Raw genomic sequence first — 21,710 nt, forward strand, 5'->3', positions numbered from 1 at the left:
TCAGCTCACCACTCCGGTCATGACGGCGACGGGGACGGAGACGAAGCCCGCGGTCAGGACGAGCGCGAGGGCGGTGGCGAGGCCTCGCAGGAGGCGCTCGCGGCGGGCGCTGCCGATGCCGAGGGTCTGGGCGGCGCTCCAGAAGCCGTGGCGGACGTGGAGGCCGACGGCGAGCATGGCGACGATGTAGACGACGTTGCCGTACCAGGTGGAGAAGGTGTCGACGACGTTCTGGTAGGGCTTGCCCTCCTCGAAGCCGCCGGGGTGGACGGTGCCGGTGGTCAGGTCGAGGACGTGCCAGACGATGAAGAGGGCGAGGATGATCCCGCCCCAGCGCATGGTGCGGGTGGCGTACGAGGAGCGCTTGCGGCGGTGGACGTACGCGGTGGGGCGGGCCTTCACGTCACGGCGGCTGAGCTGGTACGCGGAGACGGCGTGGGCCACGACGGCGGCGAGGAGCACGATCCGGACGAGCCAGAGGGCCCACTCGTGGTGCAGGACGGGGGCGCCCATGACCCGCAGCCAGTGGCCGTAGGCGTTGAACTCCTCGGGGCCGAAGAAGACCTTCAGGTTGCCTGCGACATGGGCGACGAGATAGCCGAGCATGAGCAGCCCGCTGACGGCCATGACCGTCTTCTTGCCGAGGGTCGATGACAGGAATCCGCGTGACGGTGTGGGGGACGGCGGGCGGCCCGTCGTCCGGTCCCTCGTGGGTGCCAGAGCCATGCCCATGACGCTAGGGCCGAAGGCCCCGAGAGGTCCAAGACATGGTCCGGCTGATATCGATAGGCCACTCCTATGAAAGTCGCCTACTCTGGTGTTCATGCAGTTCCAGCAGCTCCTCTACTTCGTCGCCGTGGCCGAGACCCGCCATTTCACCCGGGCCGCAGAGCGCGTCCATGTCTCGCAGCCCTCGCTCTCCCAGCAGATCAAGGCCCTGGAACAGGAGTTGGGCGCCGAGCTGTTCAGCCGCGCCCGGGGCAACATCACGCTCACGGACGCGGGCGAGGCCCTGCTGCCGCTCGCCCGACGCATCCTCGCCGACACCGAGACGGCCCGGATCGAGGTGCAGGAGCTGGCCCAGCTGAAGCGGGGCCGGGTGCGGCTCGGCGCGACCCCGAGCCTGTGCACGGGGCTGCTGCCGGACGTCCTGCGGGCCTTCCACGACCTGCACCCGGGCATCGAGCTCCTCATCGAGGAGGGCGGCTCGCACGATCTCGTACGGGAGCTGGCACGCGGGGCCCTCGACCTGGCGCTGGTCGTCCTGCCGCTGCCGACCCCGTCACCGGCCCTGACCACGGTCGAGCTGCTCCGGGAGGACCTGGTGGTGGTCTCCTCGGCGTCGGCCCCGGCGCCACGCCGTCCGGTGCGCATCACCGACCTGCGGGACCAGCCGCTCGTGATGTTCCGGCACGGCTACGACCTGCGGGAACTGACCGTGGCGGCCTGCCGTGCGGAGGGCTTCGAGCCCACCTTCACGGTCGAGGGCGGCGAGCTGGACGCGGTCCTCGGTTTCGTACGGGCCGGGCTCGGGCTCGCGGTCGTCCCCGCGATGGTGGCGGCCCGCGCCGGCCGGGACCTCCGCGTGACCGCCCTCGCCCGGCCGGGCCTGCGCCGGACGATCGCCCTGGCACACCGGAGCGATGTGGCGCCTCCACGGGCGGCGCGGGAACTCCAGCGGATGCTGCTCGCCTCGCGCCGGGGTGGCCCCGAACGGGCGATGGACGTCGGCTGAGGCAGCCGTCGCCCGAGTGACCTGCCCCTCCTGGGCCCCCGTAAATCCGCGTGCGACCGACGTCGGGCGACTGCGAACATGCCCGTATGGTCCACGCTCTCGAACACCTGGTCGTCCGGCACACCCACCGTCTCCCCCACCCCACCGGTCCGGCCGGGGACGGGTCAGCCGCCGTTCGCAGGTTCGACGCGGCCCTGATGACCGCCGGGTTCAAGCTCTCGGCCGAGCTGATCGAGCGCCTGTCGGGCTTCGCCGAGCCGACGGTCGTCGAGACCGCGGTACGCACCCTGGCCACGGTCCGCGAACTCGTCGGCGACCATGTGCGGCACAACGTCTACTTCGTCGACTTCCCGGCCAACGTGCCGGACACGCTCGACTTCTGGATGGCGTGCGTGGCCGAGGCGCTCGACGACGTCGACGCCCGCGCCGACACGGTCGACCGGCTGCGGGCCGGCGTCCTCGACCTGCTGACCCTCCCGTCGTACGGCCGCTACCGGCACACGTACGAGGAGATGCTCGCCGCCCACGACGAGCTGATCGCGGCGGCCGGTGACCGGCTGACGGTGCTCCACCCGGGCGCGGACGGGGACGCCGAGGTCACCGGGGTCTATCTGGCCCTCGCCGGCAGCACCACTCCGCTCGGCGAGGAGCATCTGCGCGATCTGGCCGTGCTCGCCGAGCACTGCGCGGACGGCCCCCAGCCCGAGACGATCACGGTCCGGGAGAACCGCGCCGTCGTCAACCACGCCCGGCTGCGGGTGGGCGCGGCTCCGCTGCTCGACACCGTGACCGACGTCCTGCGGCTGGCCTGCGCCCTCGCGGAGGGCGATGTCACCCTGCGCGAGCCGACCCGTTTCCGCGCGCTGTCCCGCCCGTACCGCCGCGCCCTGCTCGCGGGGCTCGACGCGGTCGTGGCCGCGTCCCCGGCCAAGCTCGCGGACGTGTCCGCGCACGCCGAGGCGTGGAAGCGGCTCGGGGAGCGGCTGCACCCCCACGAGCACCCGCACCGGCCGCACGCGGCGGAGGTGTTCGCCGTGGCCCGGGGCGAGCGGAAGGTGCCGTCGTTCGACAGCCGAACGGAGGAGATGCTCGGTCGGGGTGATGTCACGGCCGCGGCGGAGCTGCTGGCGTCCCACGCTCCGGGCCGCCTGTTCCGTGCCCTGGACCGGCTCCTTCGCGGTGCGGCGGACGGCAAGGAGCGGGAGGCGGTCCTCGCGGCCGTCGAGCGGGCCGCGCCGGAGGTGTCGGGCCGGGTCGTCCTGTCCGTGCGCGAGCACCTGCAGAACCGGGCGGGCGGGAGCGGTGGGGAGCGCCGGGTGTTCGTGAACCGGGAGGGCAAGGCCTGGGTCACCGCCGACACGCGTCCGGCCCTTGAGGACATCGACCGCGAGCGGCTCATCGCGGTCCTCGATGCCGAGACCCGGCACCGACTCCCTACCCCGGGGCACCTGTTGATCGACCCGGACGTGCTGGACGTGGCCCTGCCGTTGAGCGGCCGGGCGGCCTCGGCGGGGCTCGGCGTGCTGCCGCGCGGCTCGGTCTCGCCGGTCGAGGGGGAGCTGCTGCGCTTCTTCACGTACTGGCGCGAGGCGCGGCACACGACCGACCTGGATCTGTCGGCGGCCGTCCTGGACGAGAACTACGCGACGATCACCTGGCTGTCGTACACGGCGCTTACCGACGTCGAGGGCCGGCACTCGGGTGACATCACCGAAGCGCCGGACGGGGCATCGGAGTTCATCGATCTGCGGCTCGGCGCGGTGCGGGGCACGTTCATCGTCCCGCAGGTGCACGTCTTCTCGGGTGAGGGCTTCGACCAGGTGGCGGAGGGCTTCTTCGGGTTCATGCTGCGCGAGGGCGAGCAGGGTGGCCGGCCGTTCGAGCCGCGTACCGTGCGGATGAAGTCGGATCTGCGCGGCCCCGGCCGGGTGGCGCTGCCGCTCGCCTTCCGGCGGGACGAGGAGGGCCGCTGGCACGCGCACTGGCTGCATCTGTATCTGCGGGGGGCGCCGTCGGGGAACCGGGTCGAGGAGCACCGGGTGTCGATCGCGGTCCTGTTGCGCGGTCTGTTCGCCCGGACGCCCCTGACGGTTCGTCATCTGGTGGCTCTGATGGAGGAGTCGGGCGCTTCGACGACCCTGTGGGACGGCCGGACGGTGCCGGACGCCCCCGTCACGTACATCGGCCTGGAGCGGCCGGACGGCCTCGCTCCCGGTTCGTCCGTGATCACCCCGGAAAATCTGCGCGACCTGCTGCCCGCCTGAGTGCTACGGTCGTTCCGGGGCGAGGCCATGGAGAGGCTTCCTTCTCATACTCCAATGAATTAGCCTCTCCGCTTTCCTCCCCCGTACTCTTCCCGGCCTCCCCGCTTCGCGCGGGGAGGCCGGTTTCGTACGTTCGGGTCTCAGACCGCGTCCGCCAGGAGCAGCGAGTGGATGCGGTCGGGGGCGCCGGGGCGGGCGTAGTACCAGCCCTGGGCCGTGTCGCAGCCGAGGTCGCGGAGCTGGCGGGCCTGGGCTCCGGTCTCCACGCCCTCGACGGTGACGGCGAGTTCCAGACTGTGCGCCAGGGAGACGATCCCCTCGACGATCTTGAGGTCGACCGGGTCCACCGGGTGCTGCTGCATGCCCCGGGTGAAGGAGCGGTCGAGCTTGAGGACGCTCACCGGCAGTCGGCGCAGGTTGGCCAGGTTCGAGTAGCCGGTGCCGAAGTCGTCCAGCGCGATGTCCACGCCCATCTCGGCGAGCTGCCGCAGCGGCTTGAGCAGGTCCTCGTCGGCACCGATGAGCGCCGATTCGGTCACCTCCAGGCAGAGCGCGCCCGGTTCGAGCCCCGACCGTTCCAGGACGTCGACGGTGTCGGCGACCAGGCGCGGGTGGTGGAGCTGCGTCGGGGAGAGATTGACGTTGATCCGCAGCGGGCCGCCATCGGAGTGCCGGGTCTGCCAGAAGCGGGCCTGGCGCACGGCCTCCTGGAGCACCCAGCGGCCGAGCGGCACGATGAGCCCGGTGTCCTCGGCGAGCGGGATGAAGCGGTCGGGGCCGAGGACGCCGTGCTGCGGGTGGCACCACCGTACGAGCGCCTCGGCGCCGTGGACGCTGCCGTCGACGAGATGGACGAGCGGCTGGTACTCGATGAAGAACTCGCCGCGTTCCAGGGCGGTCGGCAGGGCCGTGGTGAGGCCGTGCCGGGTGATGGCGCGGGCGTCGGCCTCCGCGTCGGCCAGCTCGAAGCGGTTGCCGCCCGCGGACTTGGCCCGGTACATGGTGATGTCGGCGCTCCGCAGCACCTCGGCCGGGGTCCGCTCGCCGGCCGGTCCCTCGACCACGCCGAGGCTGCCGCGGACGGTGAGTTCGCGGCCGTCGATGCGGAGGGGGGTGGAGAGGGCCGCGAGGATGCGGTCGGCGAGTTCGGTGACGTCGCGCTCACCGCCCGCGCCGGTGGTGAGCGCGACGAACTCGTCCCCGCCGAGCCGGGCCACCATCTCGCCGGACCCGGTGACACAGCTCTGCAGCCGGTCGGCGACCTCGACGAGCAGCCGGTCTCCGGTGGAGTGGCCGAGGCTGTCGTTGATGACCTTGAAGCCGTCGAGGTCCAGGTAGCAGAGGCCGAAGCGGGCGTTGTCGCCGGGCGCGAGGGCCTTCTCCAGACGCTCGAAGAACAGGGTGCGGTTGGGCAGTCCCGTCAGGGCGTCGTGGGTGGCCTCGTACCGCAGGCGCAGATGGAGCAGGCGCCGCTCGGTGGTGTCCTCCATGAGGGCCAGCTGGTACTGGGGGTTGCCCTCGGCGTCGCGGAGGAGCGAGACGGTGAGATTGGTCCAGAGAACCGTTCCGTCACCGCGGTAGTAGGGCTTCTCCACCCGGTAGTGCTCGCGGTCGCCGCGGACGAGCTCCTCGTACAGCTTCCAGACGTGCGGGCCGTCCTCCGGGTGGACCCACTCGCTGACGTTCCGGCTGCGGAGCGGGCCCTCCATCCCGCCGAACATGCGGGTGAGGGTCTCGTTGACCTCCAGGACGTTGCCGTCGAGGTCGGCGATGCCGATGCCGATCGCCGCCCCGTCGAAGACCGCCCGGAAGCGGCTCTCGGTGGCGTGCAGGGCGATCTCGGCGGCGCTGCGGGCGGAGAGCGCGGAGCGTGCGATGGCCTCCTGCTCGGCGCGGGTCCGCTCGCGCAGGGCCTGGGCGTAGCCGGTGGCCATGGCGTGCTGGAGCCGGGCGCAGCGGGCCCGGAGCTCCTCGGCCGGCAGGTCCGACTCCGTACCGCAGTAGAGCACCAGGTAGGAGTCGACGACCCCGAGGCTGCGGCCGAGGGCGTCCGGGTCGGTGCAGTGGGCGGCGACGAGGGCCCCGCCCGTGCGGTGCGCCGGGGCCGTGTCGAAGGGCCGGGCGTGCAGCGCGTCGTACAGGGTGCGGGCCAGCGGCAGCAGATGACCCTCGAACTCGGCGCGGGTCAGCGAGGTGGCGGTCACCGGGAAGATCGCACGGCTCCAGATGGTGACGAACCGCCTGAGTCTGTCCTCCGGGCCGTCGGCTTCGGCAACGCTGCCGGACGGCTGAGACGGGACCTTCACGCCTTGCGCCCCACCCCTGCGAAACCGGAGAAGGCGTAGGGATCCTCCTCCTCGGCCGGGCTGTCCGGACGCCAGAGGGGCATCGGGACGAGGCCGGGCTCGATCAGTTCGGTGCCCTCGAAGAAGCGGGTGATCTCGGCGCCGGAGCGCATCACCAGGGGGCTGCGGATGTTCCGGTAGACCCCGACGGTGCCGCCGGCCTGTTCCTCGGAGAGCGGGATGCCCTCGTACGAGGCGTGGGTGAGGACGAGGAGGCTGCCGGGCGCGAGGGCGTCGAGCAGTTCGGTGACGGCCTCGTACGGCCGGTCCTCGTCCTCCAGGAAGTGCAGGACGGCGACGAGGAGCAGCGCCACCGGCCGCTCCAGGTCGAGGAGTCGGGACACCTCGGGGCTGTACAGGATGTCGGCCGGCTTGCGCAGGTCGGCGGCGAGGACCGCGGCTCCCTCGTCGCCCTCCAGGACGGCGCGGCTGTGGGCCACGGCGACCGGGTCGTGGTCGACGTAGACCACGCGCGCGGAGGGGTCGGCGGTCCGGGCGACCTCGTGCACATTGCCGAAGGTGGGTATGCCGGAGCCGATGTCCAGGAACTGGGTGACGTCGTTGTCAACGGCGTGGCGGACGGCGCGCCGCATGAAGGCACGGTTCGCCTGCATGACCTTGGGCAGGCCAGGCATGAACTCCATGGCCTTGCGCGCCGCTTCCCGGTCCACTTCGAAATTGTGCGAGCCGCCCAGATAGAAGTCGTACATACGGGACACGCTCGGCACCGAAATGTCGATACCAGGCGGAGCCCAGGCGGGACGCTCCATCAATGTCTCCAACAAGTCGCCATGGGGGATGCGGCCAGGTGTTCGCGGCCGGTGTTCGAGGTGAGGCTACTGATCGCCCGCCGAGAGAGCGAGTAGAAACGGAAATTCGCGGTCCGTTCTTGGTCACACGCCATTGGCACGTGCTCCCGGAACGAAGAGTTCACGCCTTCAGGCTGTGCAAATTCACGTGCATATGAGTGTGCGTCGGCTCTTCGGCCGAGCGCGGTTCCCCGCGAGGGACGCCCAGGTCCCGCCCGTACCTCGGCTGTTACCGCCGGAGGGGCCTGGTCGCCGGTGCAGGATGCCCCGTTCACCTTCCCGTCCGACAGGGCGACAACCGGACAGTTATCGATCCGAGGCCGGAACGGACCCGGTCCGCCGCCTTCCGGAATCCATCTGCCCCGCGATACGCGGGCATTGAGACCGTCGAGTCGCCCCCGCCGCCTTCGATCGTGGCGAAACGTCAAACCGGCGCGCACGGAGATCCGCTCCATCCGGCGAATCCCGCTCGATTCCGCCCCGGCGCGCCGCGTCTGTGATCAAGCTCGACGGCGTGTCTCTGTACGGATCACTTCTCGCGCGGCCGCTGGCGGCCCTCGGACTGGTGTGGCTGCTCGCCACCCCGGTGCCCGCCGCCGCGGACGCCTGCGCCTACGCCTCGACCGGCCCGGGCGGTTCCCACGTCGCGGTGGCGATCGCCGGCGACGGCCACATCGACGGCGACGGCGACGGCGACGGCAGCTCAGGCAAGGGCAAGGGGCACGGGAAGGGCCACGGCAAGGGAAAGGGGCACGGCCATCACCACCACCCGAAGCCCTGCCCCACCGAGCCGCCCCCGCCGTGCCCGTCCCCCACGCCCGAGCCCACGCCTACTCCCACGCCCACTCCCACTCCCACGCCGACGCCGACGCCGACGCCCGAACCGCCGTCCCCGTCCCCCTCCCCTTCCCCGACGCCCTCGCCGTCACCGAAGCCGGAGCCGCCCCCGCCCACCCCTCTCCCGCCCCGGCCGGCACCGAAGCCACCGGCCACCGAGCCGGCACCCCGCCCGGAGCCGCCGCCGCCCGCCCCTCCGACCACGAGGCCGCCGGAGCCCGCGCCCGCGCCGCCCCCGCCGCCCCCGCCGCCGAGCCCGAGCCCGACGCCGCCGCCCACCGTGCGGCCACGGCCCCCGGCGCCCGGCCCCGTGGCACTGCCCCACTACCGCCGCGCCACGCACACCAAGCCGAAGAACGGCACATCCGTGGTCACCGCGACCCTCATGATCACCGCGCCCGCGGTGCTCGCGACGGCGATCCTGCGCCCCCGGTCCAAGTGACCCGCCGGCCCATCGGCCCCTTCGTCTCTCCGAGTCCCGCAAGAGGAATCCATGTCTGAATGGCTTGTTCTCACCCTTGCGATGGCTGCCGCGTGCGCCGTCGTGCTCACGATCGTCGTCATCAACAACCGCCGGATCCCCGAGGACGACGATCCCAGCGAGACCCCGGACGTCATCGAGTACATGACGATGATGATCGGCGTGATCTACGCGATCGTCCTCGGTCTCGCCATCGCCGGTGTCTGGGAGGCCCGCGGGGCCGCCCAGGAGACCGTGCGGCAGGAGGCCCAGGCGATGCACGAGATCTCGGCTCGCGTCGAGGTGTACCCGCAGGCGGTCCGCGAGCGCATCCGCGCCGATGTGGACGCCTACGTGGCCTACGTGGTCGACGACGAGTGGACGTACATGGCGGAGCACGGCGAGCTGAGCGAGGAGGGCACCGCGCTCCTGGAGAAGGTGCGGCGCAGCGTCACCGACTACCAGCCGGCCGACGACTTCGAGGGGCAGGCGTACCAGCCGCTGGTCGACCAGGTGGCCGTGGCCGACGACGCCCGGGGGGCCCGGGGGCAGAACGCGGGGGCGACCATGCCGGGGGTGGTGTGGTTCGGCCTGATCATCGGCGCCCTGGTGACGGTCGGCCTGATCTTCACCCTGCAGATCCGCAGGACCGGGCGCGAACTGCTGCTCGCCGGACTCTTCAGTGTGCTGATCGCGTTCCTGCTGTTCCTCATCTGGGACTTCGACGCGCCGTTCGGCCGGGGCATCTCGGCCACCGCCGCGCCGTTCACCGATCTGTTCCCGCAGCTCACACCCTGAGGCGACACGCCCGTGTGGGCCGGTCGGGGGACATCCATGCCCCATTCGCACGTCTGGGATCGCGGCTGTGGTAGTGCGCTCCTAGCGTTTCGGACATCGAGGTGCACGCACGGTCTTTCGCGGAAGCCCCCTTCCGCGGCTGCCCCTCGGGACCCGGAGGATTCACCATGCGCGCGATACGTGCCGCGACCACTGCCCTGCTGGGGGCGGCCGCCCTCGCCCTGGCCGCCCCCGCCGCCGTCGCGGCGGACGGCGCTCCCGCACCGAACCCGCGGGTAGCGCGAGCCAAGGCACCGGGCGATTTCGTCGTGTCGCCCTCGCTCGTCTCCCCGGGCGGCCGGGTGACGCTCAGCGCCCCCGGCTGCGCCAGTACGGCGAGGGCCTCGGCCGGCATCTTCGACACCGTCACCATCGCACCGGGCTCGGCGGCCATCGCCACCGTGGACGCGGACGCCCGACGAGGCGCCGTGTACACGGTGTCGTTCAACTGCACCGGCGGGATCTCGGACACCGTCGATCTGACGATCAGCGGCGTTCCGACCGCCACCCCGACGATCAGCTCCACCATCCTCACTCCCCCGCGCGGGGTTCAGGGTGGTCTGGGCGGTTCGGTGGGCGGCCTGGAGCCGCTCGAACTGGCCGGCGGCGGTGCGCTCGTGCTCGCCGCGGCCATCGGCGGCGTGTACGTGGTGGTCCGTCGCCGCTCCGGCGCGACCCGTCGCCACTGAGCGGCCGTCATGGCCCGGTCCGGTGTGGGTGCCCGGCGTCCACGGACGCCCGTCGCCCCCGGGTCCCTGCAGGGACCCGGGGGCGACGGGCGGGGTGGGCCGACCGGGAGGTTCGACCGGTCAGACCCCCGCACCGGTCATACGGCGACGGCGGACGATGAAGAGCCCGCCGCCGAGCGCGGCGGCGGCGACCAGGCTGCCGCCGACGGCCATCTCCGTAGAGCTGGGGGCCAGCGAGCCGCCGAGGCCGCCCTGGGCCCCGCGGCCCGGGAGGACCCGGAACGGCTCCGTGACCACGTTGGAGCCGCCGTTGCACCTGACGGCCAGGTTGTAGTTGCCGGGAGTGGCGTTGTTGTAGACGCGGGCGACGGCGGTGGAGACGCCGTTGCCGCCCGAGAGGGTGGCGTCCGGGAAGGCGTTGGACGTGACCGTGCCACCCCGGTTGCAGCCCCTGGCGGTGATGGTGAGCGTCGACCCGGGGTGGACCTCGAAGGGGCTGACGGTGACGTTGCTCGGGGTGTTGTTCGAGCCACCGCTGAGCACGTTGCCCGGACCGTAGGTGGCGGCGGCGAGGGGGGCCGCAAGGCCGACCGCCGCGATCGCGGTGGCGGTCACCGCCAGAGTGCGTGCAGCACGCATGGTTGAACCTCCAGTGGAAGACGCCCCAAAGCGGTGCTCCGGGAGTTTCGACGAGTACGCCTTCCATGACGAACCATCACAAGTCGTGGCGAGCTGTGCATTTCGGCACTGGTCCACCCCGGTGAGGCGACACGCCCGGAATCGGGCCCTTGAAGGAGGTGGAACCGCAGGTCAGAGCCGACTGGGCTGCTTATCTGACGATTACTCGGATGGGTCAGCCCCATGTCACCCACCTGTCGGCAGCCCGGCTCCCGGGGCGTGCTCCATGCTGCCCCCGGGGACGGGGGGCCGGGGGCGCACTCCCGTACCCGCGCTCCGACACCCGTCCGGCGGCGGCCCCCACCCGTTCGCACCGCCCGGCGCGACGGTCCGTCAGGTCGCACTTACCGTTCTGACGACGCCACGAAGGGAGAACCATGCCCCCGAAGGACTTCCGCGTCTTCGAGCGTAGGAGACGCCAACCCTGGGGCGTCCTGGCCCTCGCCATGCTGTCCGGGATCGCGTTGATGCGCAACGGAGTGGACGTCGCGCTGGGGCCCCCGCAGCCCGCCGCGGCGGCCCGTCCCGTGGCGCGGCCCGTCACGCCGCCGGACGCGGCGACCGAGGGGCTGGAGCCGCTGCCCTTCGCCCCCGCCTCCCGGATCAAGATCCCGGCGATCCAGGTCGCGGCCCCGATCATGGACGTGGGCCTGGACCCGGACGGCTGGGTGGCGGCCCCGCCGCCCCAGGACACCAACCTCGCCGGCTGGTACCAGAACGGCATCTCCCCCGGCCAGCGCGGCACCGCGGTGGTCGTCGGCCATGTCGACAACGCGCAGGGCCCCGCGGTCTTCTACGGCCTGGGCTCCCTGGAGAAGGGCCAGCACATCGAGGTCGAGCGCTACGACGGCCGGATCGCGGTCTTCGAGATCTACGGGCTCGAGGTGTACTCGAAGGACAACTTCCCGGGCGTGCAGGTGTACGCCGACACCGGTGAGCCCGAACTGCGGGTCATCACCTGCGGCGGCGGCTACACGCGCGCGCGCGGGTACGACGGGAACGTCGTCGTGTACGCGCGCATGGTCGGCTCCCGCTAAGCGGGTACGGCGAAGGGCCCCGACACCTGAGGTGCCGGGGCCCTTCGCCGTGGCGCGTTCAGCGCCGGGGCACGGTGATGTGGTAACCGGCGTCGAGGAGTTCGGGCAGATAGCGGCGGAGCGCGGTCACCGTCTGGGAGCGGTTGCCTCCGGCGTCGTGGGAGAGGACGACGGCGCCGGGGGCGGCGCCGTCGAGGACCCGGCGGACGATGGTGCCGGCGGCGGCGGGTTCCTTCCAGTCGAGGGTGTCGACGGTCCAGGCGAGCGGCTCCATGCCGAGTTCGGCCCCGATCTCGAAGGAGTGCCGGTTCCAGGCCCCGTAGGGCGCGCGATACCAGAGCGGGGCCGTGCCGAGGGTCTGTTCGACGACCTCGCTGGTGGATCCGAGCTCGTCGCGGATCCGGGAGGGCCGCAGCTTCGGGATGAGCGGATGGGACCAGGAGTGGTTGCCGACGACGTGGCCGTCGGCGGCCATCTCCCGCAGCAGGTCCGGGTTCTCGACCGCCATCTCGCCGCAGACGAAGAACATGGCGCGGCAGTCGTAGCGGCGCAGGGTCTCCAGGATGCCCGGGGTGTAGCGGGGGTCCGGGCCGTCGTCGAAGCTCAGCACCATCGAGCGGCCGACCCCGGACATGCTGAGGAAGGGCCGCTGCCGCACCGGCGGGACCGCGTGCCGGAAGGCCGGGGGCGCGTACGCGGTCATCGGCTGGAGCCGGTACGAGCTGGGCCGGAGCCGGGCGGCCTGGGCCTGCGGGCCGGCGGCCGGGCCCGCTCCGGCGCCTCGCCGCCCGGGCGGGGCCGGAGGTGCGGCGGCTCCGGAGGCCCCTTCGGGCGGCGCGAACCGGTCCGCCGCGATGGCGCCGACGGTGGCGGTGGCCCCGAGGGCGGCGGCGAGCCGCAGCACCGCCCGGCGCCCGTTGGGCATCTGATCCTTTTTCATGACCAATGGTTCATACGGATGAGGGCCCGCGCACCTCATCGACACCGGCCCCCTGTCCGAAAGCACCCGATGAGCCGATAGCCTCCACGGGTGAGCGAACAGCAGCCCGGTCGGTTCGAACGCGGTACCGACGGTCCGAAGGTGATCATGGCGGGAGTGGACGGCTCCGACTCCTCGCTGCGCGCGGCGGCGTACGCGGCAGGCCTCGCCCGGCGCCAGAACGCGCTGCTGGCACTCGTGTACGTACAGCCGCTGATCACCGCGGGCGCCGCCATGGGCGCGCCGACGGCGGGGACCACCGAGGAGATCGCCCGGGACCTGGTCGAGGAGATCCGCGCGTCGGCCGAGCGGGTGAAGGACCTCTGGCGGATCCGGTGGGAGTTCCACACCTTCCGGGGCGATGCCTACGCGGGTCTGGTCCAGGCCGCTGACGAGCTGACGGCGGACGCCGTGGTGGTGGGCGCCTCCGAGTCGGCCGGCCACCGGTTCGTGGGCTCGGTGGCGGTCCGGCTCGTGAAGGCGGGCCGCTGGCCGGTCACCGTCGTGCCGTGACCGGCCCTCCCGGTGAGGGGCGGGCTACTTGCCCATCACCAGGCCGTCCCGGTCGGCGCCGCGGCTGAGCACCACCTGACGGATCGTGTCGCGGATGTCGGCGTGGCGCGGGTCGGAGCCGTCGGCGGCGCCGAGGTTGACGACCCTGCCGCGCACGGTGTCGAACCACTGGGGAACGAACTCGGCCTTGGTGACCTCCCAGCGTCCGCCGGGGGCGCGGGGCGGCCCGAAGGTGAAGCGGCCGATGCTGCCCTGGTTGCCGCGGGGGTCGTAGGCGCCCTCGTGGTTGATCATGTCTCCGGCGATCTGGTCCCCCATCCCGTAGACGATCCAGGTGCCGTTGACCTTCTCGTACGCCTGCGGGACGTGGGCGTGGGTGCCGAGGATCAGGTCGATGTCGGGGCGGCCGCCGCTCTGCGAGGCGGTGAGCGCCCGGCCGAGGGTGAGCTGCCGCTCGTCGGGTTCCGTCTGCCACTCGCTGCCCCAGTGGACGCTGACCACCACGACGTCGGCGCCCGCCGCGCGGGCGGCACGGGCGTCGGCGATCACCTTCTGCTCGTCGAGCGTCCGCACGGCCCAGGGCTGCCCCTCGGGCATCGGATAGCCGTTGGTGTCGTACGTGTAGGCCAGCTGGGCCACGGTGGCGCCGCCCGCCGTGAGCAGGGTGGGCTTCGCGGCCTCCTCCGCTGTACGGGCCGACCCGGCGTGGCGGACACCGGCCCGGTCCAGGGCGTCGAGGGTGCGGCCGAGGCCCTCGGCGCCGTCGTCGAGGGTGTGGTTGGAGGCGGTGGAACAGGAGTCGTAGCCGGTGGCCTTGAGCGCCGCGGCGACCTCGGGCGGCGACTTGAAGGCGGGATAGCCGGTGTAGGGCCCGCCGTCCCTGCCGTACACGGTCTCCATGTGGCAGATGGCCAGGTCGGCCGTGGAGACGACGGACTTCACCCCGGAGAACATGGGCGTGAAGTCGTAGCCGTCGCCGCCCGAGTCCTGGGCCGCGCGGCGGATGATCGAGTCGTGCGGGAGGACGTCTCCGGAGGCGACGAGGGTGAAACCGGCGGGCGCGGAGGCGCCGCCGGGGGCGGCGGACGGGGCGGCGGGCCGCGCGGACCCCGGCCGACCGGACGTGGCCTCGGGGGTGGGTGCTCCGCCGCTCGGGCCGCTCCCGTCGGTGCAGCCGGTCGCCGCCGCGAGCAGGACGGCGGCGAGCGCCGCCACTCCCGCGGGTCTGGTGCGTGAGGTCATGTACGGCGCTCCGCCCGATTCGTGGGATGAACATCTGTTCACACGAATTGATCTCGCGGGAAAGCCGCAGTCAAGGGTCAAGGCCGCAGAGCATCATGAACCCCGCTGAAACGGACGCAGCGCCTCCGGTCGACCACTCCGTGACCGCTCGCCGTACCATTCGCCGCTCGGTGCGACCGTTCGTCGCAGACCGATGTCCGTTCCCTGTCCCTCGCCGTCCGGATGCGTTCCGATACGCCCCGGACGACGAGCCGCAGAGAGGCGGGGAGCATGACAACGGCGACCACCGACGAACGGACCCTCGAGGAGCTGCAGCGGGACCACGGCCCCGCTCTCCTCTCCTTCCTGCTCGGGCTCACCTACGGGGACCGCCAGCGGGCCGAGGACCTCGCCCAGGAGACCCTGGTACGCGCCTGGCTCCACCCCGAGGCCTTCGGCGGCCCCTACGAGTCGATGCGCCCCTGGCTCTTCACCGTGGCCCGCCGGCTCGCCATCGACGCCCGCCGCTCGCGCCTCGCCCGGCCCGCCGAGATCGGGGACGGCGTCCTCGCGGTGACGCCCGACCCGGCCGACGCCACGGCCTCGGCCGAGGCCGCGCTCGACGTACGGGCGGCCGTCCGCGAGCTGAGCCCCGAGCACCGCGCGGTGCTCGTCCGGCTCTACTTCCACGGTCTGACCGTCAACGAGGCCGCCGTCGAACTCGGCATCCCCGCCGGGACGGTCAAGTCCCGCTCGCACTACGCGCTGCGGCAGCTGGGCCGCTCCCTGCCCGGCTACCGGCCGCACCGCACGGCCGCCGGGCGACCGGCCGTTGCCCGGTCCCGCGTCGCGGCCCCACAATGACGCCGTGACGCTGACACTCGCCGCCGCCGAGAAGATCCTCTCCGACAACTTCGCGCCCTGGGTGCTCGATCTGGGACTCACCGTCGCCTCGGTCGACGGCCACGAGGCCTTGCTCCGGCTCCCGTGGTCGGACCGGCTCGCCCGAGAGGGCGGCGGCCTCTCCGGCCAGGCCCTGATGGCCGCCGCCGACACGGCGACGGTGATCGCGGTCGCCGCGGCCCGAGGCGGCTTCGTGCCGATGACCACCGTCCAGCAGTCGATCAGCTTCCAGCGGGCGGTCGTCGGCGCCGACGTCCTCGTGCGGGCCCGGCTCACCAAGACGGGAAAGCGGATGGCCTTCGCCGACATCACCATGACGGCCGAGGGCACGGAGGAGACCGCGGCCCACGCGACCGCGGTGTACGCGCTCCTCGGCTGAGCCTCCGCGACGGCCGGTCGCCCCTGCCCGAGACTCCTCCCCCGCCTCGTACGCCTCCCGTGTCATCAGGAATCCCACCGGCACCGATCCGGCCGGGAAACGTATCCGAAACCACACGGGCGAGTTGAGCAAAGCGGGACACGTGGGCGCCCTCCACGGAGGAAGCTCTCCCCGGGTCCCACACGTCCGGGTCCCCGATGTCCGGGAGAAGGTGGGAGCGTTGCGCCCCGAGAGCACGAACGGCGCCGGCGGCACGAGTGGCGGCGGACTCGCCGTCCCGATGGCCTGGCTGTGCGCCGAATACCTGGCCGACGAGGTGCTGCGGGCCGCCGCACTCGTGGCGCCCGGCTCACTGGAGTACCGGGCGGGCCTCCAGGCGCTCGCCCTCACCGTCCACCTCTCGGAGGAGCCGGACGGACCGGCGGGCGGCCGGCCCGCCGGGCGGATCGACGACTGGCTGCACCACACGGCGTACGACCGGCCCTGGCCGCCCTGGGTCGAGGAACGGCTCGCCGCGCGGCGCACGGACGGCGGCGACAGCCCCGACCTGGCGCTCGCGGAGACCGCCTGGCGGCACCTGCGGGACACCTGGGTGCTCGCCGCCGACCTCGACGGCCGGACGGGCGACGACCCCGGCTGCCCGGTCGACGAGGAGGAGCGGATCTGGCTGCCGGCCTGGAAGCTGGGGCTGCCGCTCGCCCATCTCTCGCTGCATCTGCGCTGAGCGGGGTCCGGACGGCGGCGTCACCGGTTCACGGCGGCGAACGGTGCACTCCCTGCCGGTACTTGGGGATGCGTACCGTCACCTTCATCCCCGCACCGACCCCGGTCTCGATGACGAGCCCGTACTCAGCCCCGTACACCTGACGCAGCCGCTCGTCCACGTTGGAGAGACCGATGCCGGAGCCGGCGGGGTGCTCGCCGCGCAGGACCGCGCGCAACAGCTCCGGTTCCATGCCGATGCCGTCGTCCTCGACGGTCACCACGGCCTCCGCGCCCGCGTCGCGGGCCGCGATCGTGACGCGGCAGCCCCGCTCACGGTCCTCCAGACCGTGCTTCACGGCGTTCTCCACCAGGGGTTGGAGACAGAGGAAGGGCAGGGTGACCGGCAGCACCTCGGGGGCGATCTGCAGCCTCACCTTCAGCCGGTCCCCGAACCGCGCCCCCGCGAGCGCCAAGTACTGCTCGATGGAGCGCAGTTCGTCGGCGAGCTGGGCGAACTCACCGTGCTTGCGGAACGAGTAGCGGGTGAAATCGGCGAATTCGAGGAGGAGTTCACGCGCCTGCTCCGGGTCCGTGCGGACGAACGAGGCGATGGCGGCGAGCGAGTTGAAGATGAAGTGCGGGGAGATCTGGGCCCGCAGGGCGCGGATCTCGGCCTCCACGATCCGCGTGCGCGAGCGGTCCAGCTCGGCGAGCTCCAGCTGTACGGAGGCCCAGCGGGCCACCTCGGTCGCGGCCCGCACCAGGACGGCCGACTCCCGCGAACCGTAGGCGACGAGCGCGCCGAGGACACCGTCCTCACCGGTCAGCGGGGCGATCACCGCCCAGCGCAGCGGGCACACGGGGTCGGCGCAGCCGGTGTGCGCGGACCGGCTGCGGCCGGTCTCCAGGGTCTCGGCGACCTGTTCCGGGGCGTGCGCGCGGTGATGGTCCTCGCCCGGTCCGTCCCAGGCGAGGACGGCGCCCCGGTCGGTGAGGCAGAGCGCCTCCGTGCCGAGCAGCGAGCGGAGGGTGCCGGCCGCTCTGCGGGCGGTCTCCTCGGTGAGTCCGGCGCGCAGCGGCGGGGCCGCGAGGGAGGCGGTGTGCAGGGTGTGGAAGGTGGCCCGCTCGACGGGCGTGCCGAGGTCGGGATCGGCGGTGCGGCCCCCGCGCCGGGCGGCGAACCGCCCCAGGACGAAGCCGGCGGCGAGCAGCACGGCACCGGCGGCGGCCGCGGCGGCGAGCGCGATGCCGCTCATCGGCGGACCTCCTGGGCGGGAGCGGTGACGGTGCCGGTGATCTCCTCGGGCAGATGGAGGCGGGCGAGGAGGGCCGGGGTGCCGGGCGGGACCCGGCGGGGTGTGGCCAGCGAGACGAGGACCATGGTGAGGAAGCCGAGCGGGACCGACCAGACGGCCGGCCAGGCCATCAGGGTGTGCGGCCAGCCCTCGGGGGCGAGTCCGGCCCGGGTCGCCATCACGGCCGCGAGGGCGGAACCCCCGCCGAGCAGCAGCCCGGCCATCGCACCGGGCGGGGTGAGCCGCCGCCACCAGATGCCGAGGACGAGCAGCGGGCAGAAGGAGGAGGCGGAGACGGCGAAGGCGAGGCCGACGGCGTCGGCGACCGGGACCTTCGAGGCGAACACCCCCACCGCGAGCGGTACTGCGGTGGCGAGCAGGGTCGCCAGCCGGAAGTGCCGTACGCCCCGGGAGGGCAGCACGTCCTGGGTGAGGACTCCGGCGACGGACATGGTGAGCCCCGAGGCGGTGGAGAGGAACGCGGCGAAGGCGCCGCCCGCGAGGAGCGCCCCGAGGAGCTCGCCGAGCAGTCCGCCCAGGATCCGGTCGGGCAGCACCAGCACGGCGGCGTCGGCGGAACCGGTGAGGGCGAGCTCGGGGGCGTAGATCCGGCCGAGGGCGCCGTACAGCGGCGGCAACAGGTAGAAGGAACCGACCAGTCCGAGGACGACGAGGGTGGTGCGGCGGGCGGCGCGGCCGTGCGGACTGGTGTAGAAGCGGACGGCGACGTGCGGCAGGCCCATGGTGCCGAGGAAGGTGGCGAGGATCAGTCCGTACGTGGCGTACAGCCGGTGCCCGTCGCGGCCCCCGGCGAGCGGCTGGGACCAGCCGAGCGGGTCCGTGCCGCTGGCGACCCTCCCGGGCAGTTCCGCTCCCGGGGCGAAGGCGAGCGTCGTACCGCCGAGGACGTGATGGGTGCCGGGTGCGAGGGTCACGGTCCGCTGCTCGTACGGGACCGAGTCGACGCTGCCGGTGACGGTGAGCGTGAGGGGATCGTCGAGTCCGATCCGTACCGTGTCGGCGACCCTGACGACGGTGTGCCCACGCAGGACGGCGGGGGCGTCGAAACGGGCCCTGGGCGCCCCGTCCCCGAACCAGGCGGCGAGCAGGAAGAGGACGGGGACGAGCAGGGCCGTGAGTTTCAGCCAGTACTGGAAGGCCTGCACGAAGGTGATGCTGCGCATCCCTCCCGCGGCGACCGTCCCCGTGACGACGAGGGCGACGAGCAGCCCGCCGACCCAGTCGGGGGCGCCGGTGAGGATCTCCAGGGTGAGCCCGGCGCCCTGGAGCTGCGGCAGCAGATAGAGCCAGCCGATGCCGACGACGAAGAGGCTGGCGAGCCGGCGGGCCCCCGGGGATTCGAGGCGGGCCTCGGCGAAGTCGGAGAGGGTGTACGCCCCGGAGCGGCGCAGCGGGGCGGCGACGAGGACCAGCAGGACGAGGTAGCCGGCGGTGTAGCCGACCGGGTACCAGAGCATCGCGGGGCCCTGGACGAGGACGAGTCCGGCGATACCGAGGAAGGAGGCCGCGGAGAGGTACTCGCCGCTGATCGCGGCCGCGTTGAGGCCGGGCCGGACGGTGCGCGAGGCGACGTAGAAGTCGGAGGTCGTACGGGAGATGCGCAGGCCGAGGGCGCCGATGAGGACGGTGGCGAGGACGACGGCGGTGACGGCCGCGACGGCGTAGGTCTGGTTCACGCGGCGGCCGTGCGGGGCTCGTCGGTGCGGCGGGCGGGCGGGCGGAGGGCGCGCGTGCGGTGGCCCTTCGTGCGGCGGGCGTTCATGCGGGGCGGTTCACCGTTCGACGAGGCCGGTGAAGTCGCGCTCGTTGCGTTCGGCGCGGCGCACGTACCAGTGGGCGATGCCCCAGACGACGGGGTACACCCCGACTCCGAGCACGACCCAGACATAGATCTCGGGGGCGGGCAGGGCGAGGAGCAGCGGCAGCGAGCCGACGAGCAGGGCGAGCGCACCGAGGGCGGTGAGGGCGGCACGCAGCTGGCTGCGCATCAGGGAACGGACGTAGGTGTGGCCGAGGGTGGTCTGCTCGTCGATCTCCGAGCGGGCCGGCGGGTGGACGGGTCGCCGCCGCGCGGGGCCCGGCACGGTCCCGGCGCCGTGGGCGGAGGCGTAGGTGACGGTCTCGCGGCGGGGTCTGCGCTGGGGGTCCCCCCGGCCGAAGGGCGGGGGAGGGTGCTGCTCGGACATCGGCGTCCGCCTCCGTCGGAAGTGGCGGCCCTCGGGCCCGGGACGCGTGGAGTCTACGCAGGTGGGAGCACCTGCGGTAGGGGCGGACGGAACGGGTGCGGTCAGCCCCCCGCGCGTCGCATCAGCAGGTCCCGCAGGTGGCGGGCGTGGCGCCGGCTGACCGCCAGGTCGGTGTCGCCGACCCGTACCGACGTGGCGCCGCCGTCGAGGCGGAGCTCGGCGATCCGGGCGAGGGCGACGAGATGGCTGCGGTGGATGCGGACGAAGCCGCGCGCGGCCCACCGCTCCTCAAGGGTGGAGAGCGGGATGCGGACGAGATGGCTGCCGTGGTCGGTGTGCAGGCGGGCGTAGTCGCCGTGCGCCTCCACGTACGCGATGTCGTCGACGGAGACGAACCGCGTGATCCCGCCCAGCTCGACGGGGACCTGCTCGGGCACGGCGGGCGCGGTGGGCGCGGCCGGGGCGGGGGCGGCGGTCGCGTGCACCAGGTCGTGGACGCGTCGGACGGCCTCGGCGAGGCGCTCGCGACGGACCGGCTTCAGGACGTAGTCGACCGCCTTCAGGTCGAAGGCCTGGAGTGCGAAGCCCTCGTGGGCGGTGACGAAGACGACGAGCGGCGGGCGGGCGAAGCCGGCGAGCAGCCGGGCCACGTCGAGTCCGGTGAGACCGGGCATGTGGATGTCGAGGAAGACGACGTCGATCGCCTCGTCGCCGTCCGGCCCGGTCTCCAGGGCGCGCCCGATCCTGCGGAGGGCGGCGTTGGCGTCGCCGGCGCCCTCGGCGGTGCGGACGCGGGGGTCGGCGCGCAGCAGGTAGAGCAGCTCTCCGAGGGCGGGTTCCTCGTCGTCGACGGCCAGTACGCGCAGCATGCGGCGGAGTGTAACGGGCGGCCCCAGGGCCCGGTCGAGAAGCCCCGTGGCCTACTTGAGGAGCTTCGACAGGCGGCGGTCGGCGAGCGGTTTGCCGCCGGTCTGGCAGGTGGGGCAGTACTGGAGGGAGGAGTCGCTGAAGGAGACCTCGCGGATGGTGTCCCCGCACACGGTGCAGGGTTCGCCGGTGCGGCCGTGGACGCGCAGGCCGCTCTTCTTCTCGGCCTTGAGTCTGCCGGCGGCGAGGCCGTGGGAGCGGTCGACGGCCTCGTGGAGGGTGGTCCGCATCGCCGTGTAGAGGGCGGCGGTCTCCTCCGGGGTGAGGTTCTGGGTGGGTTTGAAGGGGGACATCTTCGCGGCGTGGAGGATCTCGTCGCTGTACGCGTTGCCGATGCCGGCGATGAGGCTCTGGTCGCGCAGGGCGCCTTTGATCTGGCGCCGCTCGCCGGAGAGCAGCGCGGCGAACTCCTCGGGGCCGAAGTCCTCTCCGAGCGGGTCGGGTCCGAGGCGTGCGACGCCCGGCACCTCCTGCGGGTCGTGCACGACGTACACGGCGAGGCGCTTGGTGGTGCCCGCTTCGGTGAGGTCGAAGCCGTCGCCGCCGGTGAGCGCGGTACGCAGCGCCAGCGGGCCCTTGCCGGGCTTGGGCGGTCCCGAGGGCAGCGGGTCCTGCCAGCGCAGCCAGCCCGCGCGGGCGAGGTGGAACAGGAGGTGGAGCTCGCCGGCCGGTCCCGTGGCGGTGAGGTCGAGGAACTTCCCGTGCCGCCCGACCGCGGTGACCTCGGCGCCCTCGACGGCGCTCAGGGGCGGGTCGTACGTCTTGAGGACGCTGATCGCGACGGGCAGCACGCGGGCGATCTCCTTGCCCACCAGGTGTGCGTCCAGGAAGGCGCGGAGCGCTTCCACCTCGGGGAGTTCGGGCATGGTTCCACCCTGCCGCACGGGTGG

At 73.0% G+C, this 21,710-nt stretch carries 21 protein-coding genes; 10 read left to right on the forward strand and 11 right to left on the reverse strand.

Annotated elements, in window-relative coordinates; genetic code table 11:
- Positions 1-726 carry a succinate dehydrogenase gene (locus OG259_RS05470; RefSeq protein WP_443051918.1) on the reverse strand — a complete coding sequence of 242 codons (726 nt, stop codon included), beginning with the start codon at positions 724-726 and terminating at the stop codon, positions 1-3.
- A gap of 97 nt (positions 727-823) precedes the next feature.
- Here OG259_RS05470 and OG259_RS05475 point away from each other — a divergent pair, with 97 nt between their 5' ends.
- Together OG259_RS05475 and OG259_RS05480 are read left to right on the forward strand one after the other, a co-directional pair.
- Positions 824-1,735: a LysR family transcriptional regulator gene (locus OG259_RS05475; RefSeq protein ID WP_328941150.1), complete on the forward strand. Its 912-nt coding sequence runs from the start codon at positions 824-826 to the stop codon at positions 1,733-1,735.
- Between the two features lie 86 nt (positions 1,736-1,821).
- Positions 1,822-3,999: a hypothetical protein gene (locus OG259_RS05480; RefSeq protein WP_328941151.1), complete on the forward strand. Its 2,178-nt coding sequence runs from the start codon at positions 1,822-1,824 to the stop codon at positions 3,997-3,999.
- A 140-nt stretch (positions 4,000-4,139) separates the two neighbouring features.
- Here the strand turns inward: OG259_RS05480 and OG259_RS05485 are convergent, their stop codons facing one another.
- Both OG259_RS05485 and OG259_RS05490 read right to left on the reverse strand, forming a co-directional pair.
- Positions 4,140-6,305 carry a putative bifunctional diguanylate cyclase/phosphodiesterase gene (locus tag OG259_RS05485; RefSeq protein WP_328941152.1) on the reverse strand — a complete coding sequence of 722 codons (2,166 nt, stop codon included), beginning with the start codon at positions 6,303-6,305 and terminating at the stop codon, positions 4,140-4,142.
- Positions 6,302-7,114: an SAM-dependent methyltransferase gene (locus OG259_RS05490; protein ID WP_328941153.1), complete on the reverse strand. Its 813-nt coding sequence runs from the start codon at positions 7,112-7,114 to the stop codon at positions 6,302-6,304. The genes OG259_RS05485 and OG259_RS05490 overlap by 4 nt, the downstream gene beginning before the upstream one ends.
- 553 nt (positions 7,115-7,667) lie before the next feature.
- Between OG259_RS05490 and OG259_RS05495 the strand changes: the two genes are divergently transcribed.
- The 3 genes from OG259_RS05495 (at position 7,668) to OG259_RS05505 (ending at position 9,976) form a co-directional block, all read left to right on the forward strand.
- The gene (locus tag OG259_RS05495) at positions 7,668-8,432 is read left to right on the forward strand and encodes a hypothetical protein (RefSeq protein ID WP_328941154.1); all 765 of its coding nucleotides are present in this window, start codon (positions 7,668-7,670) and stop codon (positions 8,430-8,432) included.
- A gap of 51 nt (positions 8,433-8,483) precedes the next feature.
- Positions 8,484-9,248, forward strand: a complete 765-nt coding sequence (locus tag OG259_RS05500) for a bestrophin-like domain (RefSeq protein ID WP_328941155.1) — start codon at positions 8,484-8,486, stop codon at positions 9,246-9,248.
- Positions 9,249-9,415: 167 nt separating this feature from the next.
- On the forward strand, positions 9,416-9,976 hold the full coding sequence (locus tag OG259_RS05505; RefSeq protein ID WP_328941156.1) for a hypothetical protein: 561 nt from the start codon (positions 9,416-9,418) through the stop codon (positions 9,974-9,976).
- 120 nt (positions 9,977-10,096) lie between these two features.
- On the opposite strand, the gene OG259_RS05510 is transcribed toward OG259_RS05505, so the two are convergent.
- Positions 10,097-10,615 (reverse strand): hypothetical protein, encoded by a 519-nt coding sequence (locus OG259_RS05510; RefSeq protein WP_266899587.1) that lies wholly within the window; start codon positions 10,613-10,615, stop codon positions 10,097-10,099.
- A gap of 416 nt (positions 10,616-11,031) precedes the next feature.
- On the opposite strand from OG259_RS05510, the gene OG259_RS05515 reads away from it, so the two are divergent.
- Positions 11,032-11,691 carry a class F sortase gene (locus OG259_RS05515; RefSeq protein ID WP_328941157.1) on the forward strand — a complete coding sequence of 220 codons (660 nt, stop codon included), beginning with the start codon at positions 11,032-11,034 and terminating at the stop codon, positions 11,689-11,691.
- Between the two features lie 58 nt (positions 11,692-11,749).
- Here the strand turns inward: OG259_RS05515 and OG259_RS05520 are convergent, their stop codons facing one another.
- On the reverse strand, positions 11,750-12,616 hold the full coding sequence (locus tag OG259_RS05520; RefSeq protein ID WP_328941158.1) for a polysaccharide deacetylase family protein: 867 nt from the start codon (positions 12,614-12,616) through the stop codon (positions 11,750-11,752).
- Positions 12,617-12,721: 105 nt separating this feature from the next.
- Here OG259_RS05520 and OG259_RS05525 point away from each other — a divergent pair, with 105 nt between their 5' ends.
- Positions 12,722-13,183, forward strand: a complete 462-nt coding sequence (locus OG259_RS05525; protein WP_328941159.1) for a universal stress protein — start codon at positions 12,722-12,724, stop codon at positions 13,181-13,183.
- Positions 13,184-13,207: 24 nt separating this feature from the next.
- Here the strand turns inward: OG259_RS05525 and OG259_RS05530 are convergent, their stop codons facing one another.
- Positions 13,208-14,425, reverse strand: coding sequence for a CapA family protein (locus OG259_RS05530; RefSeq protein WP_328941160.1), 1,218 nt, complete (start codon positions 14,423-14,425; stop codon positions 13,208-13,210).
- 270 nt (positions 14,426-14,695) lie between these two features.
- On the opposite strand from OG259_RS05530, the gene OG259_RS05535 reads away from it, so the two are divergent.
- The 3 genes from OG259_RS05535 (at position 14,696) to OG259_RS05545 (ending at position 16,410) form a co-directional block, all read left to right on the forward strand.
- Positions 14,696-15,268: a sigma-70 family RNA polymerase sigma factor gene (locus tag OG259_RS05535; RefSeq protein WP_328941161.1), complete on the forward strand. Its 573-nt coding sequence runs from the start codon at positions 14,696-14,698 to the stop codon at positions 15,266-15,268.
- Between the two features lie 4 nt (positions 15,269-15,272).
- On the forward strand, positions 15,273-15,686 hold the full coding sequence (locus tag OG259_RS05540) for a PaaI family thioesterase (protein WP_328941162.1): 414 nt from the start codon (positions 15,273-15,275) through the stop codon (positions 15,684-15,686).
- A 220-nt stretch (positions 15,687-15,906) separates the two neighbouring features.
- Entirely contained in the window at positions 15,907-16,410 is a 504-nt protein-coding gene (locus OG259_RS05545) for a hypothetical protein (protein ID WP_328941163.1), read from the forward strand.
- 28 nt (positions 16,411-16,438) lie between these two features.
- Here OG259_RS05545 and OG259_RS05550 read toward each other — a convergent pair whose 3' ends face one another.
- The 5 genes from OG259_RS05550 to OG259_RS05570 all read right to left on the reverse strand — a co-directional run bounded on the left by OG259_RS05550 (position 16,439) and on the right by OG259_RS05570 (position 21,686).
- Positions 16,439-17,647 carry a histidine kinase gene (locus OG259_RS05550; RefSeq protein WP_328941164.1) on the reverse strand — a complete coding sequence of 403 codons (1,209 nt, stop codon included), beginning with the start codon at positions 17,645-17,647 and terminating at the stop codon, positions 16,439-16,441.
- Entirely contained in the window at positions 17,644-19,383 is a 1,740-nt protein-coding gene (locus OG259_RS05555; RefSeq protein ID WP_328941165.1) for a sodium/solute symporter, read from the reverse strand. Before OG259_RS05555 ends, OG259_RS05550 begins: the two co-directional genes overlap by 4 nt.
- Positions 19,384-19,479: 96 nt before the next feature.
- Complete coding sequence (locus tag OG259_RS05560) at positions 19,480-19,893, reverse strand: hypothetical protein (protein ID WP_328941166.1); 414 nt, start codon at positions 19,891-19,893, stop codon at positions 19,480-19,482.
- Positions 19,894-19,994: 101 nt separating this feature from the next.
- Positions 19,995-20,762 (reverse strand): LytR/AlgR family response regulator transcription factor, encoded by a 768-nt coding sequence (locus tag OG259_RS05565; protein WP_328941167.1) that lies wholly within the window; start codon positions 20,760-20,762, stop codon positions 19,995-19,997.
- A 51-nt stretch (positions 20,763-20,813) separates the two neighbouring features.
- On the reverse strand, positions 20,814-21,686 hold the full coding sequence (locus OG259_RS05570) for an Fpg/Nei family DNA glycosylase (protein ID WP_328941168.1): 873 nt from the start codon (positions 21,684-21,686) through the stop codon (positions 20,814-20,816).
- Positions 21,687-21,710: the final 24 nt, after the last annotated feature.

The organism is Streptomyces sp. NBC_00250 (assembly GCF_036192275.1).
Taxonomy (GTDB): Bacteria; Actinomycetota; Actinomycetes; order Streptomycetales; family Streptomycetaceae; genus Streptomyces.

Bases quoted from the DNA above. Each gene is read 5' to 3' on its own strand.
- OG259_RS05480 (WP_328941151.1), top strand. From the start codon at position 1,822: ATGGTCCACGCTCTCGAACACCTGGTCGTCCGGCACACCCACCGTCTC.
- OG259_RS05475 (WP_328941150.1), top strand. From the start codon at position 824: ATGCAGTTCCAGCAGCTCCTCTACTTCGTCGCCGTGGCCGAGACCCGC.
- OG259_RS05535 (WP_328941161.1), top strand. From the start codon at position 14,696: ATGACAACGGCGACCACCGACGAACGGACCCTCGAGGAGCTGCAGCGG.
- OG259_RS05520 (WP_328941158.1), bottom strand. From the start codon at position 12,616: ATGCCCAACGGGCGCCGGGCGGTGCTGCGGCTCGCCGCCGCCCTCGGG.
- OG259_RS05560 (WP_328941166.1), bottom strand. From the start codon at position 19,893: ATGTCCGAGCAGCACCCTCCCCCGCCCTTCGGCCGGGGGGACCCCCAG.
- OG259_RS05565 (WP_328941167.1), bottom strand. From the start codon at position 20,762: ATGCTGCGCGTACTGGCCGTCGACGACGAGGAACCCGCCCTCGGAGAG.
- OG259_RS05510 (WP_266899587.1), bottom strand. From the start codon at position 10,615: ATGCGTGCTGCACGCACTCTGGCGGTGACCGCCACCGCGATCGCGGCG.
- OG259_RS05490 (WP_328941153.1), bottom strand. From the start codon at position 7,114: ATGGAGCGTCCCGCCTGGGCTCCGCCTGGTATCGACATTTCGGTGCCG.
- OG259_RS05500 (WP_328941155.1), top strand. From the start codon at position 8,484: ATGTCTGAATGGCTTGTTCTCACCCTTGCGATGGCTGCCGCGTGCGCC.
- OG259_RS05515 (WP_328941157.1), top strand. From the start codon at position 11,032: ATGCCCCCGAAGGACTTCCGCGTCTTCGAGCGTAGGAGACGCCAACCC.
- OG259_RS05550 (WP_328941164.1), bottom strand. From the start codon at position 17,647: ATGAGCGGCATCGCGCTCGCCGCCGCGGCCGCCGCCGGTGCCGTGCTG.
- OG259_RS05505 (WP_328941156.1), top strand. From the start codon at position 9,416: ATGCGCGCGATACGTGCCGCGACCACTGCCCTGCTGGGGGCGGCCGCC.
- OG259_RS05530 (WP_328941160.1), bottom strand. From the start codon at position 14,425: ATGACCTCACGCACCAGACCCGCGGGAGTGGCGGCGCTCGCCGCCGTC.
- OG259_RS05570 (WP_328941168.1), bottom strand. From the start codon at position 21,686: ATGCCCGAACTCCCCGAGGTGGAAGCGCTCCGCGCCTTCCTGGACGCA.
- OG259_RS05470 (WP_443051918.1), bottom strand. From the start codon at position 726: ATGGCTCTGGCACCCACGAGGGACCGGACGACGGGCCGCCCGCCGTCC.